Raw genomic sequence first — 15,137 nt, 5'->3', positions numbered from 1 at the left:
ACCCGTGCGCGCCACCAGCGCCTTCCGCCGTCTTGCCGCCATCGGTACCGCCGTGACCCTCATGGTCGCGCTCGCGGCCTGTGGCAGTGACGACAAGTCCGATGCCTCCGGCCCCGATCTGGGCCTGCTCCAGAAGGGCACGCTGCGGATCGGCACGCTCACCGACGCGCCGCCGAACGTGTACGTCAAGGACGGCAAGTTCACCGGTTTCGACAACGACCTGATCAGCGCGGTCGCGGCCAAGCTGAACCTCAAGCCCGAGTTCGTCGGCACCGACTTCTCCGCCCTGCTCTCGCAGGTCAACGGCGGTCGGTTCGACCTCGGCAGCTCGTCCATCACGATCACCGAGGCCCGCAAGAAGACGGTTGCCTTCAGCAATGGCTACGACTTCGGCTACCTCGGCCTGAACACCACCAAGAGCTCCGGCATCACGAAGTTCGACCAGCTCGACGGCAAGCGCGTGGTCGTCGTCCAGGGCACTGTGCAGGACGACTATGCGACCCAGAAGAACCTCAACCCGGTCCGCGTCCCGAACTACAACGCTGCCGTCGGCCAACTGAAGGCCGGTACCGCGGACGCCTGGATCTCCCCCGCCGAGATCGGCGAGAAGATGGCCAAGGAGCAGGGCGGCGGCGTGGTCGTCCTGGCCGCCAAGGAGCTCAGCTCCGCGCCGACCGCGTTCGCGGTTGCCAAGAGCAACGACAAGCTGCGCGAGGCGGTCAACAAGGCTCTCGACGAGGTCATCGCCGACGGCACCTGGACCAAGCTCGTCGAGCAGTACTACCCCGGCCGCGCCGTACCGGCGACCTTCAAGCCTGGTAGCGGTTCTGTGAAGTTCACAGCGCCGAAGGCCAGCGCGCCTGTCGCCGGCTGATGGACGTTTGGTCCACCCTGAACGACACCTTCCTCGACTGGGGGTCGATGAAGGCAGTCCTGCCCGAGATGCTGAAGGTCGGGCTGGTCAACACCCTCGTCTTCGCGGCCGCCTCGGTCGTGCTGGGCACTGTGCTCGGCATGGTCGTGGCGGTCATGGGGCTGTCCCGCAAGTGGTGGCTGCGCTGGCCGGCGAAGATCTACACCGACATCTTCCGCGGCCTGCCGGCCATCCTGACCATCCTGCTGATCGGCCAGGGCCTGTCGCCGATCACCCGGCACTGGTGGGGCCCGAACCCGTACCCGCTGGGCATCCTCGCGCTGTCGCTGATCGCGGCGGCGTACATCGGCGAGATCTTCCGGTCCGGCATCCAGAGCGTGGAGAAGGGGCAACTCGAGGCGGCCCGAGCGCTCGGCTTCAGCCACAGCTCCGGCATGTGGCTGATCGTCATCCCGCAGGGTGTCCGGCGAGTGCTGCCCGCGTTGGTCAACCAGTTCATTGCGCTGATCAAGGAATCCAGCCTCGTGTACTTCCTGGGCCTGCTCGCCAGTCAGCGCGAGCTGTTCCGGATCGGCCAGGACGCCGCCGCGACCAACGGCAACCTGTCGCCGCTGCTGCTGGCCGGAATCTTCTACCTGATCATCACCGTGCCGTTGACCCACCTGGTCAACTATTTCGACAAGCGGCTGCGCGAAGGCCGTCCCGCCGATCTCGAGGTCGAGGAGCTCGCCCATGCCGACATTCGCTGAGGCCGCGGCGAGCCTGGAGCTCACCGGCATAGAGCTTGCCTTCGGCAACAACAAGGTACTGCGTGGCGTCGACCTCGCCGTCGCGGCCGGGAAGACCGCTTGTGTGATCGGGCCGTCCGGCTCCGGCAAGTCGACGCTGCTGCGGGCCACCAACCGGCTGCTCGAACCGGCGGCCGGCGACATCAAGCTCGGCGGCGAGTCGGTACTGCGGTCCAACCCGGACGAGTTGCGGCGGCGGATCGGGATGGTGTTCCAGCACTTCAACCTCTTCCCGCACAAGACGGTCCTGGAGAACATCACCCTGCCGCTGCGCAAGATCAAGAAGCTGACCACCGACGGGGCGGTCGAGGCGGCCCGGGTGCAGCTCGAGCTCGTCGGGCTGAAGGAGAAGGAGTCGGCGCGGCCGGGCAACCTCTCCGGTGGACAGCAGCAACGAGTGGCGATCGCCCGGGCGCTGGCGATGAAGCCCGAGGTGATGCTGTTCGACGAAGCGACCTCGGCGCTCGACCCGGAGTTGGTGAAGGGTGTCCTCGGGCTGATGGCCGACCTCGCCGGCGCCGGGATGACGATGATCGTGGTGACCCATGAGATGGGGTTCGCCCGGCAGGTGGCGGACCAGGTGGCGTTCATGGATCGCGGGGTCGTGGTCGAGTCCGGCGTACCGGAGAAGCTGTTCACGGCGGCTGAGTCGCCGCGGTTGCAGCAGTTCCTGTCGCAGGTGCTCTAGCTAAATCCGGCTCGGCGGCCGATGGTGGAGATGAGTGACTCGTCGACGCCTGGGGGTTCGGATGGCCGGCCGGATGATCAGATTGCTGGTGGCGGTCGGTCTGATCGCCATGCTGGCGGGGTGCCGTCCCCAGGCTGCCGGCAGGGCGCCGGCGGCCGCTGCTCCGCGGGGCGCGGTCGCGGCGAAGTACGTGGTGCTGACCTTTGACGACGGGCCCAGTCCGCAGTACACGGCTCAGGTGCTGGCCATTCTGCGGCGGTACGGCGTGCAGGCTACGTTCTTCGAGCTGGGGCAGAACGTGCGGAAGTACCCGTCCGTCACCCGCAAGGTCCATCAGCAGGGGCACAGCGTCCAGAACCACACGTATTCGCATCCGGATCTGCGGAAGGTGTCGGCGGCAACCTTCCGGTCGCAGATCCAGAGCGCGGATTGGTACATCCGGGCGCAGACCCGGTCGAACCCGCGGTGTCTGCGGCCGCCGTACGGCGGGGTGAACGCGACCGTCCGGCGACGAGCGGCCGCACTCCACAAGTCGATCCGATTGTGGACCGTGGATCCGCGCGACTGGTCCCGGCCGGGCACTTCGGTGATCACGCGGCGGGTGCTGTCGTCGGTACGCAACGGGTCGGTCATCCTGCTGCACGACGGCGGCGGGAATCGCAGCCAGACGGTCGCCGCGCTGCCGACGATCCTGCGGACGCTGAAGGCGCGCGGCTACACGTTCCGGTTGGCGTGCTGAGTCAGGACATCGAGGCGATCAGCGGTACGACGTCGGCGATCGACTCGACGATGCGGGTCGGGCGGTACGGGAAGCGCTCGACCTCGTGCTCGCCGGTGGAGCCGGACAGGACGAGGATGCTGCGCAGACCGGCTTCCAGGCCGCTGATGATGTCGGTGTCCATCCGGTCACCGATCATCACGGACGTCTCGGAGTGCGCCTCGATCCGGTTGAGGGCGCTGCGCATCATCAGCGGATTCGGCTTGCCCACGAAGTACGGCGCGACCCCGGTCGCCCGGGTGATCAGCGCGGCAACCGATCCGGTCGCCGGCAACGGCCCCTCGGTCGACGGCCCGGTCGGATCCGGGTTGGTCGCGATGAAGCGCGCCCCGTCGGCGATCAGCCGGATCGCCCGGGTGATCGCCTCGAACGAGTACGTCCGCGTCTCCCCCAGTACGACGTAGTCCGGTGCCCGCTCGGTCAGCACATACCCGACCTCGTGCAAGGCCGTCGTCAACCCGGCTTCACCGATCACGTACGCCGTACCGCCAGGCCGCTGATCGTCGAGGAACTGAGCGGTCGCCAACGCCGACGTCCAGATCGCCTGCTCCGGCACATCGATGCCCCCAGCAAGCAGTCGCGCCCGCAGATCCCGCGGCGTGAAGATCGAGTTGTTCGTCAGTACCAGAAACTTCTTCTCCGAAGCCTGCAACGACGCAATGAACTCACTGGCCCCCGGAATAGCCCGCTCCTCATGAACAAGCACCCCGTCCATATCGGTAAGCCAACTCTCCACCGGCTTGTGCTCACTCATCCCTGCACTCCTCGCTAGACACCTGGCAACCCACCTCGCATCGTAGACGAGCGCCCTCCTACACGGGCGAAAGCCGCACCACACCTACCCATGGGTCAGCCTCACCGGTGACCTGGACAGCGCTCACCCGCCATTGACCTGCCTGGATCGCTACGGGAGCCTCGGACGGGACGCCGTCGCCGTTCGGATACGGAACGCCGAGATCGGACCCGGCCTCAGCGGAGTCCATCAGCACTGCCGGGCCGTCCGTTGCCCAAACACCGCAATCGGTCCAGTCCGTCTCCCCATCGGACAACAGCGTCTCAGCGGCTTCGAGCAATTCCACCTCGGAATCGGCGCCGAGCCACCGTACGAAGGCCAGGTGCTCGGGGAGGTAGCAGGTGGTCGCGGGCTCATCCCCCAACACCAGCGCTTGGCGGTCGGCGACCGCGATGACACCGGCCAACTCGTCGACCCCGCAGGCGCGGTCGTAGTCGTCGACGACGGACCCGTCGCCGGCCGTTGTCCCTTGCATCGTGCCGCCATGCCAGTGGTCCAGCGCGGACACCGGGATGACGATCAACGGACCACCCATGGACTCGACCCACGCCGTGGAGTGCTCATCGTTCGGCATCCGACTCACCGTTCTGTCGTGCGACACACCGCCGGCACCCGGGTCAGTGGGTGGTGACGTCGGCGGCCAGGGTGCGGAGTTTTTCGACCATGGTGTTGGGGTCGTCGGCGTTGTAGACGGCTGAGCCGGCTACGAAGACGTCGGCGCCGGCCTCGGCGCAGCGTTCGATGGTTTCGGTGGAGATGCCGCCGTCGATCTCGATCCAGAGGTCGAGGCCGTGCTTGGCGATCAGGTCGCGGGTGCGGCGGATCTTGGGGACGCAGACGTCGAGGAACTTCTGGCCGCCGAAGCCGGGCTCGACCGTCATGATCAGGATCATGTCGAACTCGGCGAGGATGTCCTCGTAGGGCTCGATCGGGGTGGCCGGTTTGAGGGCCAACGCGGCGCGGGCGCCCTTGGCGCGGATCTCGCGGGCGGTGCGGATCGGGGCCCGGCAAGCCTCGGCGTGGAAGGTGACGCTGGAGGCGCCGGCCTCGACGTAGCCGGGGGCCCAGCGGTCGGGGTCCTCGATCATCAGGTGGCAGTCGAGCGGTTGCGAGGCGGCCTTGGCGAGCGACTCGACGATCGGCAGTCCCAGCGTCAGGTTCGGGACGAAGTGGTTGTCCATCACGTCCACGTGCAGCCAGTCGGCGTTCGACACCGCCGCCGCCTCGTCAGCCAGCCTGGCGAAGTCGGCAGTCAGGATGCTCGGCGCGATCTGAATTCCCATGAAACGACAATCTACCGGCGGTACTCCGCGCAGCTGATCACCCGGTCCAGCCCTCCACTCCACCCGCCGCCTCCAGCCAGCCGGCGATCCACCGCACCGCGCTCCGCCGTCCCCAGCCAGTCAGCCTCCGCCGTCCCAGCCAGTCGGCACCGCGCCCCGCCGTCTCCAGTCAGTTGGTGAGCCAGCGGCGTACTTCGTCGGGCGTCTCCGCCATGGCGACGCCGGGTGGGAGGGGTGGGCGTTCGATCAGTACGACCGGGATGCCCAGCTCGCGAGCCGCCGTCAGCTTGGCAGCGGTCATGTCGCCACCGCTGTTCTTGGTGACCAGTACGTCGATCCGGTGGTTCTGCAGTAGGTCCAGCTCGGCAGCCAGCTCGTACGGGCCTCGGTCCAGCAGTAGCTCGCACCAGGTGGGGAGCGGGTCGGGCGGGTCGACACAGCGTGCCAGCGTCCAGAGGCCTGTGGTGGCGAAGGCGGCCAGGCCCTGGCGGCCGATGGTTAGGAAGACTCGTCGGCCGAGCGCAGGCAGGAGTGCTGCGGCAGCTGCAACGTCGGGGGTCCAGTGCCAGATGTCGCCGGGCTGCTCGCGCCAACCGGGGCGGCGTAGTACGAGCAGGGGAAGACCGAGGGCGCTCGTGGCTGCGACCGCATGCGCAGTCATCGTTGCGGCGAAGGGGTGCGTCGCGTCGACCACCGCCTCGACCCCGTGCTCGACCAGCCACGCGGTAAGTCCGTCCACCCCGCCGAACCCACCCTGCCGAACCTCCCCCACCGGCAACCGCGCCTCTCCGATGCGCCCGGCCAACGACGACACAACGTCATGCTCAGCGGCCAATACGTCCGCCAGCCGCCGTGCCTCGCCGGTACCGCCGAGCAGCAGTACCTTCATGAGGGCGGGCCCTGGACATCAAGGTGGAAACAATTGGTCGCTGGGTGCAAGTTAGTTACCACCTTGGTCGCCAGGAGGCGATCAGGCACGGTCTCGGGTGGTCGAGTACAGGTGGCTGTCGCGGAAGGTGGTTGCTGCTAGCACCTTGCCGACCAGGATGACGGCGGTTCGGCGGATGTCGGCGGTGTGGACCAGGGCGGCGATGTCGGCGAGGGTGCCGCGGAGGATCACCTCGTCGTCGCGGGAGGCACGGGCGACCACAGCGACGGGGCAGTCGGCGCCGTAGTTGGGGGTCAGCTCGTCGACCACTCGGTCGATCTGCTGGACGGCCAGGTGGAGGACGAGGGTCGCCTGGCTCGTGCCGAGGGTGGCGAGGTCTTCGCCGGGGGGCATGGCGGTGGCTCGGCCGCCGATGCGGGTGAGGATGACGGTTTGGCCGACCTCGGGGACGGTCAGTTCGCGGGCCAGAGAGGCGGCTGCGGCCGCGTACGCCGGTACGCCGGGCGTCACGTCATACGGGATCTCCAACGCGTCGAGCCGGCGCATCTGCTCGGCCATGGCGCTGAAGACGGAGGGGTCGCCGGAGTGGAGGCGGGCTACGTCGGCGCCGGACTCGTGGGCGGTGGCGAGTTCGGCGATGATCTGGTCGAGGTTCAACTCGGCTGTGTCGACCTTGCGAGCACCGGGCGGACAGTGGTCGAGCAACTCGAGTGGGACCAGCGCACCGGCGTACAGGCAGACGGGCGAGGCGGCGATCAGGTCGCGGCCCCGCACGGTGATCAGGTCAGCGGCCCCCGGCCCGGCCCCGATGAAGTGCACAGTCACGCGACCACGCTCCGGAAGGACGGGAGCTGGGTGACCAGGCCCCGGTCGGTGCGGGGTGGCGCGGCGCTTTGGGGGTGGGTGGTCATTTGGTGAGGCTCCAGATGGTGACGGGCATCGCGGGGCGCCAGCCGGTCATGGTGCCTACGGCGGATGCTCGTTGGACGGCTAGGCGGACCAGGTCGCCGCCCAGTTCGGCGTACCAGCGGGCGATCAGGGCCTCGGTCTCCAGGGTGACGCCGTTGACTACCAGGCGACCGCCGGGGCGTAGGGCCTCCCAGCAGGTCTCGATGACGCCGGGGACGGTCGCGCCGCCGCCGACGAAGATGGCGTCGGGTGACTCCAGGCTCTCCAACGCAGCGGGCGCGGAGCCGACGACGGTGCGGACGGCGACTCCGAGGGTTGCGGCGTTGCGGTCGAGGCGTTTGGCGCGGTCGGGGTCTTGTTCGATCGCTACCGCGCGGCAGCTCGGGTGGTGCCGTAGCCACTCGATCGCGATGCTGCCCGCGCCGCCGCCGACATCCCACAGCAGCTGCCCCGGTACCGGCGCCAGCCGCGACAACGTCACCGCGCGGACCTCGCGCTTGGTCAACTGCCCGTCACTCTCGTACGCCGAATCAGGCAACCCCGGCGCCGTCGACAACAACTCCACGCCGTCGTCCGCCGCGCAGAGCACGCCGATGACGTTGAGCGCGTCGACCTCGCCACTCCATTCGTCTGCCCTGGTACTACGTACGCGCTCCTCCCCCGACCCCAACTGCTCGAGCACCGTGAACGCACTCCCGCCGTACCCGCGCTGGACCAGCAACTCCGCCACCTCGCCCGGCGTCTGCGCACCCCAACTCAAGATGACGAGCCGGCGACCCGGCTGGACGTGCGGCTGGACGAGTTCGAGTGGATGCCCGACCAGGCTGATCACCTGCACCTGATCCTGCGGCCACCCCAACCGAGCACAGGCCAGCGAAACACTCGAAGGATGCGGAATCACCCGCACCGCCTCCGCCCCCAACATCCTGGTCAGCGTCGTCCCGATCCCATGGAACGTCGGATCCCCGCTGGCCAACACACAGATCCGCCGCCCCCGATGGGTAGCCAGCAACCCAGTCAAAGACTCCGACAACGGCGAACTCCAGGCCACCCGCACCTGTCCCTCGTTCGTAGGGAGGAGGGCTAGTTGGCGGGTGCTGCCCAGGAGGACTTCGGCTGTGGTGACGGCTTGTTGGGCGGTGGGTGAGAGGCCGGGCCAGCCGTCGGCGCCTATGCCTACGACGGTGAGGGGGTCAGGCATTGCCGAGGACCTTGGTGATGGTGATCTCCAGGACTACCCGGGTTGGGTTGACGCGCGGCTGGCGGTAGCGCTCGGCGTACCGGCGTACGGCGTCGGCGACCCGCTCGGGATCGTCGCTCACCACCGCACGGCCCTCGAGCGTCGACCAGCGCCTGCCCTCGAACTGGGTCACCGCGACCGCCGCACCAGCCGACCCGGCCGCCCGGACCTGCCGGGCCTTGTGCGACCCACCCGAGCAGATCACCCGCGCGATCCCCGTCTTGAGATCCACCGTCACCCCGACCGGCGTCGCGTGCACAGTCCCGTCCGAGCGCACCGTGCTGAGCACACACAGATGCCGCTCGGTCCAGAAGTCCACGAACGACCCAGACCGTTCACTCAGCGCCAGTTCCACCCCGTGATCGTAGACACCGCCCCGGCGGGTTCAGGCAGCCACCGTGTACGTCTTCGTGACAGCCCGCCCCGACGCGTGCCCAGTCCGCCCGCAGGTGACTGCGGCGTACACGGTCTTCTTCGCCATCGCAGCGGTCAGCACCAGACCCGACTTGGTACCACTGGCAACCGCCTTGCCAGCGGAATACCACTGGTACCGGTACGACGTACAGGCCGGCGCCCAAGTCCCCGCGGACACGGTCACCGCCTTCCCAGCCTTCACCGTGCCCTTGAGCACAGGCAACACCTTCGCCACCGGAGCCAGCCCAGCAGTCACCAGTACTCCGGCAGACGTAGCAGCAGCACTTGTAGACCCGGCCCGCGAACCAGTAACCGTCACACTCAACTTGTGCCCGACCATGGCCGCCACCGGCGTATAGGTAGCCGCCGAGGCGCCCCGGATAGCCACCCCGTTGTCCCGCCATTGGTACGTATACCCCGTAGCCGCAGGCACCCACTTCCCCGGCGTAGACCGCACCACGGCACCTACCCGCACAGGCCCCACCACGGTCGGCGCACCTGCAACCGCCAATGCCTTGGGCCCAACCGTGAACGCCTTGGCCAGCGTCACGGTCTCCCCAGCAAACGACCCCACAGCAAGCGTCCGCACTCCCGGAGCCACCCCAGCCAGATTCACCGTCACTGTGGCCTTGGTCCGATCAGCCGACACCGTCTTGACCACGCCGGCCACCGCCGGCAACCCAGAAGCCGTCAACCGCACCACATCCTTCAGATGCAGCGACTTCCCGGTCACGGTCAACGTCGCCGTAGTACCTGCAGCCGCACTCGCCGGAGTCACCCCACTGACCCCGAACACAGCCCCACCACACAACGGGATGTCGCAGCCGGCGCTGAGTCTGTACTTGACCGACGTCGACTTGTCCTCCGGAAGGCTCAGCACGATGATCTGGTTCCAGCTGGGCGTGCTCCAGCCGTAACAGCTGAAGCCGCCCTGACCGTCACCGAACGAGTTGCAGTTCTCGCCGTTGGCGCTCCCGATGCCGCTGACGAACAACTCCGGCCCGCCGCTCGCCAGATTCACCGCCTGGCCGGTCAGTTGCTTGTTCGCGACCATCGGGAAGCTCGTACAGGTAGCGGTCCTGGCAGTCGTCAGCTCCCCGGTGAACGGCCCGAATCCGTAACCACTGTTGGCCACCTTCGTGCACTCCGCCGCCGGCCCGGCCGCCGTGGCGACCTTGAAGGCCTCCAGTTTGTACGCCGCCCCCGGCACCACGGCTCCACCCTGCTGGACGATCACCTGGTACGACGCGAACCCGGTGGCCAGGCAGCCCGTGCCACCGGTGAAGCGGCAGGCTTCCTGCCCGTCAGGGCCGAGCACCGTCATGCCGATGTCCCCTGTGGCGTCCCGGGTGTTCATCAGGAACTTGTCGGTGGTCGCGCCGGTGAGCTTGTGGCAGCGCACTTGCGTACGGTCGGTCGTGCCGCTCGCAGCAGTCGTCCCGACCACGGTCGAACCGACGGCGCCACACCCCTTCGCTCCGGCCGTGACGTCTCGCCGCACGGCCTGGTACGTCGACGTCGCATCGGATCCGACCAAGTAGGCCTGATAGGCGCTACCGGTGTCGAGCAGGCAGAACCTCCGCTCGTTCGCACTCTGGTTCGAGGCGCACTGCTCCCGCCCGGTGCTGTCCAGTACGAAGATCCGCGCGGTTCCGGTGCCGGCGGTCCGGTTGAACTGCACGATCTCTTCCGTACTGTGCGCGCCGGCCGGAATGGTCAGACAGGCCGCGAAGCGATCCGGCCGCAACGCCAGCGACACGCCACCGGGCGTGGTGAAGTCGCCCTGCGGGAACGCCTGGCACCCGGTCGTCTCGTCGATCCGTGGCATGGTGAAGGCATAGCTGGACGGGTTCTGGCCGACCCGGGACGTGAGCAGTGCCCGGAAGGGCGCCGTACCGGTCAGCTTGCACGGATTGTCGTCCCGCTCGCGCAGGCAGAGTTCCGCGCCGGTCGCGTCGAGCACCACTCCCGAGGTCAGGTCGGCACCGGACGGCTCGATCGGCAGCAGGACAGCACCCGCCGGAGCGTTCAGCTGCACACAGTCGAACTGCGCGTAGCTGGTCATGGTGCCCCGTACCGGCGTGAAAGCATCAGCCGGTTGCGGCACGCAGCCGTCCGTCGCGGTGACCGGGAACGCGGCGATCCGTGCGGTCTGCGGGGTGATGACGAAGTACTGGCCAGCCTGCAGCGAGCACCGCGCCAGGTTCTCGCAGGCGTGCAGCCCATCAGTCCCGTACGCCGGCTTGCGCTGCGTGACCTCGTCTCCCTGCGTCATCCCCGACTCGATCATGTACGTCGCGGGAGTCGTCACGGTCAGCTCGCGGCAACGGCTACCGTCCGGACCCGCCGGTGGTGCCACTCCGAACTTCGTCAGAGCCAAGGGTGCGCAACCAGCCGGGTTCGTCAGCCGGCCGAAGTCCAACTGGTACTCGCCGCTGTCGGAGTTCCCTGTCGACAGCACCCGGTAGGGCCCGGTGCCCTCGAGGACGCACTCCTGCTGCCCCCAGGACCGCTCACAGGTAGCAACGCCGTCGCGGTCGACGACGCGGACGCTGGCCGGATCTCCGGACCGAATCATCAGCCGGTCACCGGCCACGGCCTTGATCGGCTGGCAGTCGAGCTGGAGGGCGACCGTGTTGGGCTTGCTGAGCACCGGAAGGTTCCAGTCGGTACCCACCTCAGGAGCACAGCCACGCGTGTCCCGCAACGCGATCACCGAGGCGCCGAAGGCGAGTGCCTGGTCGCGGTAGTTGCCGATCTCCAGCAGATAGGTGCCGTCGGCCGGGATCTCGCACGAGTCCCGGCTGCTGCCGTCACACAATGATCGGCCGGCGTGGTCGTAGAAGGAGAAGGTGACCGGATCTCCGAAGCCGCCCGCCTCGGAGTACGTCCGGATCGCATGCCGGCCGGCCGACAGCGTGACCGATCGGCAGGTCGTCGCCTCGGGCGCCAGGGTGCCGCCGACGGTCGCGGTACCAGGTGTCCCGAAGGGCGCGACGGCGAGTGCCGGGCAGCCGGTCGCGTCGTTCAGCTTGGCCAGCCGCAAGGTGTAAGCGGTCTGGTTCTCCCGCGGCTGCAGCACCAGGGCGCGGTACGGCCCCGTGCCGGTCATCGTGCAACTGGTCGGCTGATAGAACCTCGAGCCGCAGACCTCGGTGGCTCCGGCGTCGTAGATCGTGACGATCTCCGTGCCGCCGCCGATCTGCACGATGTCGTCGGCTACTCCGGCGAACTGGTAGCAGTCGCCGACCGTCGTCGCCGCCAGGTCACCGGTACGACCGGGCGCCGTCGGCGAGAGGTCGGCCGCGCTCAGCGGCGTACAGGCCGAGGAGCGGATCGAGGCGACCGACAATGTGTACGCGGACGATCCGTCGCTGTCGACGGTGATCCGGTAGGTCCCAGCTTCGCCGACCGCGCACTCCCTCACGTCCGGAAACGGGCTGAAGATGCACTGTGTGCCGTCCGGGGCGGTCAGATGCCCGACGACTCGCGCGTCCGGGTTCGCCTCCGACATCCGGAACAGCAGCCGGTCAGGCGCCTCGAGGCTGGGCAGCGTGTAGGCGTGCTCCTGCCCGTCTTCGATTCCGGCGCACGAGACGACTGTGTACCAACTGATCGCTCCCCCGCAGACCTCAGCAGAGGCCTTCTTGGCAGCGCTGGTCGTCTTGGTGGCCTTCGTGGTGGCTTCGGCCGGTTTGGGAGGCGTTGCCGACGGTGTCGCCGCGGCGTTCGTGGCTACCAGCAGAGAGCCGGTCAGGGCCAGCAGTACACCGGCCACCAAGGCGGTCAGTGTGCTGCGGCGCCCAGCTCCGGGCATGCGGCTGCGGACGTACTTGCCGGTCAAAGGTCCTCCCCAGATTGCTCACCCCGAGCGCGGGGAGCGTACCAGCGCTCGGGGTGCGGGAGGAGCGGATTGCAGCTTGTTGCAAAGGGCTAGCCGATGTCTCGGCGGCGGAAGGTGGTGGCGCCGGTGAGGAGGAGGGCGGTGGCTATTGCGGCTAGGACGACTACTGGGGTTGCGGAGAAGTCGCCGCCGGGGAGGCGGGGGGTGTGGGCGTACGGGGAGATGTCCATCAGGGCTTGGGGTAGGTCGAAGAGGGGGCCGAACTGGCCCAGGAGGATGAAGGCGCCGAAGAGGGCCCAGGCTGCGGTGATGAGCTTGGGGGCCAGGCCGAAGAGGAGTACTACCAGGGCGGTGACCAGCCAGATGGCGGGGAGTTGGACTGCCGCGGCGGCCAGCATGCGTGGGAGTTGGCGGCCCATGTTGCCTAGTGAGGCGCCACTGGAGATACCGGAGCCAAGGCCGCCTACGAGGACCAGTGCGCCGGTACCGAGCAGTGCCATCAGTACATGGCTGGCGAGCCACTGGTAGCGCGTGACACCCGTTGCCAGCAACGGTTCTGCGCGTAGGGCCGTCTCCTCGGAGCGGAGGCGGAGCGCTGCCTGGATACCGAAGGCTGACGCGAGTAGGCCGAGGATGCCCATCTCGGTGGAGAGGAAGGCGTCGGTGATGCCGTTGACGCCGCCGAGCTTCTCCACCATGTCGCGAGCGCCGTCGCTGGTGACGAAGCCGTCGACGTTCGAGGCGATGTTGCCGACAACGAAGCCGAGCAGCAGGAAGGCGGCGCCCCACGCAGAGAGCGAACCGCGATGCAGCCGCCACGCCAACGCGAGCGGTGACCGCAGGGACGCCGCACCTGTCGCAGGCCCCGGCCGCGGCCGGACCAGGCCGGCGCCGACGTCGCGACGACGCAGCAGCGCGAAGGCGGCGGCGATCAGCAGCCCCAGTAAGGCCAGCGGAAGCAGCGCGACCAGCCACCGGTCACCGGCGTACGCGCGGATCTGCTGGGCCCAGCCGATCGGAGACAACCAGGAGATCCAGGCAGTACCGCCGTCGGAGGCCGAGTCGCCGGCCGCGCGGAGGATGTAGCTGACGCCCAGTACGACCGCAGTGATGCCGTTGGCCGTGCGGGCGCCTTCGGTCAGCTGCGCGGCCAGTGCACCCACGCCGGCGAAGGCGAGCCCGGCAACGATCCAGGTGAGCCCGAAGGCGAAGGATCCGGCGGCAGGGAGGCCGGTACCCATCAGGCTGAGCGCGGTCAGCAGGCCGAGGACGATCACAGTGCCGGCCGAGACGATCAGCGCTGAGGTCAACGCGGCGTACCGGCCGAGCACTCCGGCGCTGAGCAGTTCGAGCCGGCCGTTCTCCTCCTCGGCGCGGGTGTGCCGGACCACCAGCATCGCGCCGAGCAGTCCGACCAGTAGAGCGCCGAACGCGGTCAGCTTGAACAGCGACAGCTCGCCGAGCGACGAGGGGTCGAAAATCCTTCCGTACAAGGAGACCAGGGCCGGTGAGGAGTTCGAAGTGTTGGCGGCCGAGACCCGCGAGGCGACGTCCGGGTAGAGATCGATCGACGCCTTGGCGGAGCCGGCGGCCATCGAGACGAAGACCAGGATCCAGATCGGCAGCAGCACCCGGTCCCGCCGCAGCGCGAGTCGCACCAGGGTCGTAGTACCAGCGAAGTCGTTCATCGCGCGGCCGCCACCGGTTCGGGCGCTGCATCGTCCTCGTAGTGCCGCAGGAACAGCTCCTCCAGCGTCGGAGGCTGGGCGACGAGGCTCTTGATCCCGCTCGCCGCGAGCTGCTTCATCACCCCGTCGAGTTGCGCGGTATCGACCTCACAGCTCACCCGGTTGCCTTCGACATCGAGGCTGTGTACTCCGGGCAGCTGAGCCAACCCATTGGGCGAGGAGGCCAACTCCGCCTGGATCGACGTCCGGGTGAGGTGCCGTAGGTCGCCCAGCGTGCCGGTCTCGACGACCTTGCCGCGCCGGATGATGCTGATCCGGTCACACAGCGCCTCGACCTCCGACAGGATGTGGCTCGACAGCAGCACGGTGCGATCGCGGTGCCGCTCCTCCTCGATGCACTGCCGGAAGACCTCTTCCATCAGCGGGTCGAGGCCGGAGGTGGGCTCGTCGAGGATCAGCAACTCGACGTCGGAGGCGAGCGCCGCGACCAGCGCGACCTTCTGCCGGTTGCCCTTGGAGTAGGTCCGGCCCTTCTTGGTCGGGTCCAGGTCGAAGCGGCGGAGCAGGTCGTCGCGCTTCTTCGGGTCCAGCCCGCCGCGGAGCCGGCCGAGCAGGTCGATCACCTCGCCGCCGGTCAGGTTCGGCCACAGGTTCACGTCACCAGGGACGTACGCGAGCCGCCGGTGCAGCTTCGCCGCGTCGTGCCACGGATCGCCGCCGAGCAGCGACACGTCGCCCTCGTCGCCCTTCAGCAGGCCGAGCAGGACCCTGATGGTGGTCGACTTCCCGGCGCCGTTCGGGCCGAGGAAGCCATGCACCTCACCGGTCGCGACATCGAGGTCGAGACCGTCGAGGGCGTGCGTGCTGCCGTACGACTTGTGCAGTCCGGAGACCACTATGGCTGATGTCATGATTCATAACGTACACTTCATTCAGAAGTTTGTGAATC

General features: G+C 68.3%; 14 protein-coding genes. 4 read left to right on the top strand and 10 right to left on the bottom strand.

What is annotated here, in order from left to right; all coding sequences use genetic code 11:
- The first annotated feature begins 4 nt into the window (after positions 1-4).
- Genes ABD768_RS20590 through ABD768_RS20575 form a run of 4 tightly spaced genes read left to right on the top strand, consistent with a single transcriptional unit; the run spans position 5 to position 3,089 of the window.
- Entirely contained in the window at positions 5-874 is an 870-nt protein-coding gene (locus ABD768_RS20590; RefSeq protein WP_344842894.1) for an ABC transporter substrate-binding protein, read from the top strand.
- A complete protein-coding gene (locus ABD768_RS20585; protein WP_343964758.1) occupies positions 874-1,623 on the top strand; it encodes an amino acid ABC transporter permease in 750 nt (249 codons plus the stop codon). The genes ABD768_RS20590 and ABD768_RS20585 overlap by 1 nt, the downstream gene beginning before the upstream one ends.
- Positions 1,607-2,350, top strand: a complete 744-nt coding sequence (locus tag ABD768_RS20580) for an amino acid ABC transporter ATP-binding protein (protein ID WP_343964756.1) — start codon at positions 1,607-1,609, stop codon at positions 2,348-2,350. The genes ABD768_RS20585 and ABD768_RS20580 overlap by 17 nt, the downstream gene beginning before the upstream one ends.
- A gap of 34 nt (positions 2,351-2,384) precedes the next feature.
- Positions 2,385-3,089 (top strand): polysaccharide deacetylase family protein, encoded by a 705-nt coding sequence (locus ABD768_RS20575; RefSeq protein ID WP_344842890.1) that lies wholly within the window; start codon positions 2,385-2,387, stop codon positions 3,087-3,089.
- 1 nt (position 3,090) lies between these two features.
- On the opposite strand, the gene ABD768_RS20570 is transcribed toward ABD768_RS20575, so the two are convergent.
- The 10 genes from ABD768_RS20570 to ABD768_RS20525 all read right to left on the bottom strand — a co-directional run bounded on the left by ABD768_RS20570 (position 3,091) and on the right by ABD768_RS20525 (position 15,099).
- Entirely contained in the window at positions 3,091-3,882 is a 792-nt protein-coding gene (locus tag ABD768_RS20570) for an HAD-IIA family hydrolase (protein WP_343964752.1), read from the bottom strand.
- 58 nt (positions 3,883-3,940) lie between these two features.
- The gene (locus ABD768_RS20565; RefSeq protein WP_344842887.1) at positions 3,941-4,495 is read right to left on the bottom strand and encodes an Imm21 family immunity protein; all 555 of its coding nucleotides are present in this window, start codon (positions 4,493-4,495) and stop codon (positions 3,941-3,943) included.
- Between the two features lie 43 nt (positions 4,496-4,538).
- Positions 4,539-5,204, bottom strand: coding sequence for a ribulose-phosphate 3-epimerase (rpe, locus tag ABD768_RS20560; RefSeq protein ID WP_344842884.1), 666 nt, complete (start codon positions 5,202-5,204; stop codon positions 4,539-4,541).
- A 169-nt stretch (positions 5,205-5,373) separates the two neighbouring features.
- A complete protein-coding gene (locus ABD768_RS20555; protein WP_344842882.1) occupies positions 5,374-6,093 on the bottom strand; it encodes a cobalt-precorrin-6A reductase in 720 nt (239 codons plus the stop codon).
- Between the two features lie 81 nt (positions 6,094-6,174).
- Complete coding sequence (gene cobM, locus ABD768_RS20550) at positions 6,175-6,918, bottom strand: precorrin-4 C(11)-methyltransferase (protein ID WP_344842880.1); 744 nt, start codon at positions 6,916-6,918, stop codon at positions 6,175-6,177.
- 82 nt (positions 6,919-7,000) lie between these two features.
- The gene (gene cbiE, locus ABD768_RS20545; RefSeq protein ID WP_344842877.1) at positions 7,001-8,203 is read right to left on the bottom strand and encodes a precorrin-6y C5,15-methyltransferase (decarboxylating) subunit CbiE; all 1,203 of its coding nucleotides are present in this window, start codon (positions 8,201-8,203) and stop codon (positions 7,001-7,003) included.
- Positions 8,196-8,597 carry a TIGR03618 family F420-dependent PPOX class oxidoreductase gene (locus ABD768_RS20540; RefSeq protein WP_343964740.1) on the bottom strand — a complete coding sequence of 134 codons (402 nt, stop codon included), beginning with the start codon at positions 8,595-8,597 and terminating at the stop codon, positions 8,196-8,198. Before ABD768_RS20540 ends, cbiE begins: the two co-directional genes overlap by 8 nt.
- A 30-nt stretch (positions 8,598-8,627) precedes the next feature.
- Positions 8,628-12,500 (bottom strand): hypothetical protein, encoded by a 3,873-nt coding sequence (locus ABD768_RS20535; RefSeq protein ID WP_344842874.1) that lies wholly within the window; start codon positions 12,498-12,500, stop codon positions 8,628-8,630.
- An 89-nt stretch (positions 12,501-12,589) separates the two neighbouring features.
- The gene (locus tag ABD768_RS20530) at positions 12,590-14,188 is read right to left on the bottom strand and encodes an ABC transporter permease (RefSeq protein ID WP_344842871.1); all 1,599 of its coding nucleotides are present in this window, start codon (positions 14,186-14,188) and stop codon (positions 12,590-12,592) included.
- Positions 14,185-15,099 (bottom strand): ABC transporter ATP-binding protein, encoded by a 915-nt coding sequence (locus ABD768_RS20525; protein ID WP_343964734.1) that lies wholly within the window; start codon positions 15,097-15,099, stop codon positions 14,185-14,187. Before ABD768_RS20525 ends, ABD768_RS20530 begins: the two co-directional genes overlap by 4 nt.
- Positions 15,100-15,137 lie beyond the last annotated feature (38 nt).

The sequence above is a fragment of the Kribbella ginsengisoli genome (genome assembly GCF_039537185.1).
Taxonomy (GTDB): Bacteria; Actinomycetota; Actinomycetes; order Propionibacteriales; family Kribbellaceae; genus Kribbella; species Kribbella koreensis.
This window is presented reverse-complemented; position numbering and strand designations above follow the sequence as displayed.

Bases quoted from the DNA above. Each gene is read 5' to 3' on its own strand.
- ABD768_RS20585 (WP_343964758.1), top strand. From the start codon at position 874: ATGGACGTTTGGTCCACCCTGAACGACACCTTCCTCGACTGGGGGTCG.
- ABD768_RS20580 (WP_343964756.1), top strand. From the start codon at position 1,607: ATGCCGACATTCGCTGAGGCCGCGGCGAGCCTGGAGCTCACCGGCATA.
- ABD768_RS20570 (WP_343964752.1), bottom strand. From the start codon at position 3,882: ATGAGTGAGCACAAGCCGGTGGAGAGTTGGCTTACCGATATGGACGGG.
- ABD768_RS20565 (WP_344842887.1), bottom strand. From the start codon at position 4,495: ATGCCGAACGATGAGCACTCCACGGCGTGGGTCGAGTCCATGGGTGGT.
- rpe (WP_344842884.1), bottom strand. From the start codon at position 5,204: ATGGGAATTCAGATCGCGCCGAGCATCCTGACTGCCGACTTCGCCAGG.
- ABD768_RS20555 (WP_344842882.1), bottom strand. From the start codon at position 6,093: ATGAAGGTACTGCTGCTCGGCGGTACCGGCGAGGCACGGCGGCTGGCG.
- cbiE (WP_344842877.1), bottom strand. From the start codon at position 8,203: ATGCCTGACCCCCTCACCGTCGTAGGCATAGGCGCCGACGGCTGGCCC.
- ABD768_RS20530 (WP_344842871.1), bottom strand. From the start codon at position 14,188: ATGAACGACTTCGCTGGTACTACGACCCTGGTGCGACTCGCGCTGCGG.
- ABD768_RS20525 (WP_343964734.1), bottom strand. From the start codon at position 15,099: ATGACATCAGCCATAGTGGTCTCCGGACTGCACAAGTCGTACGGCAGC.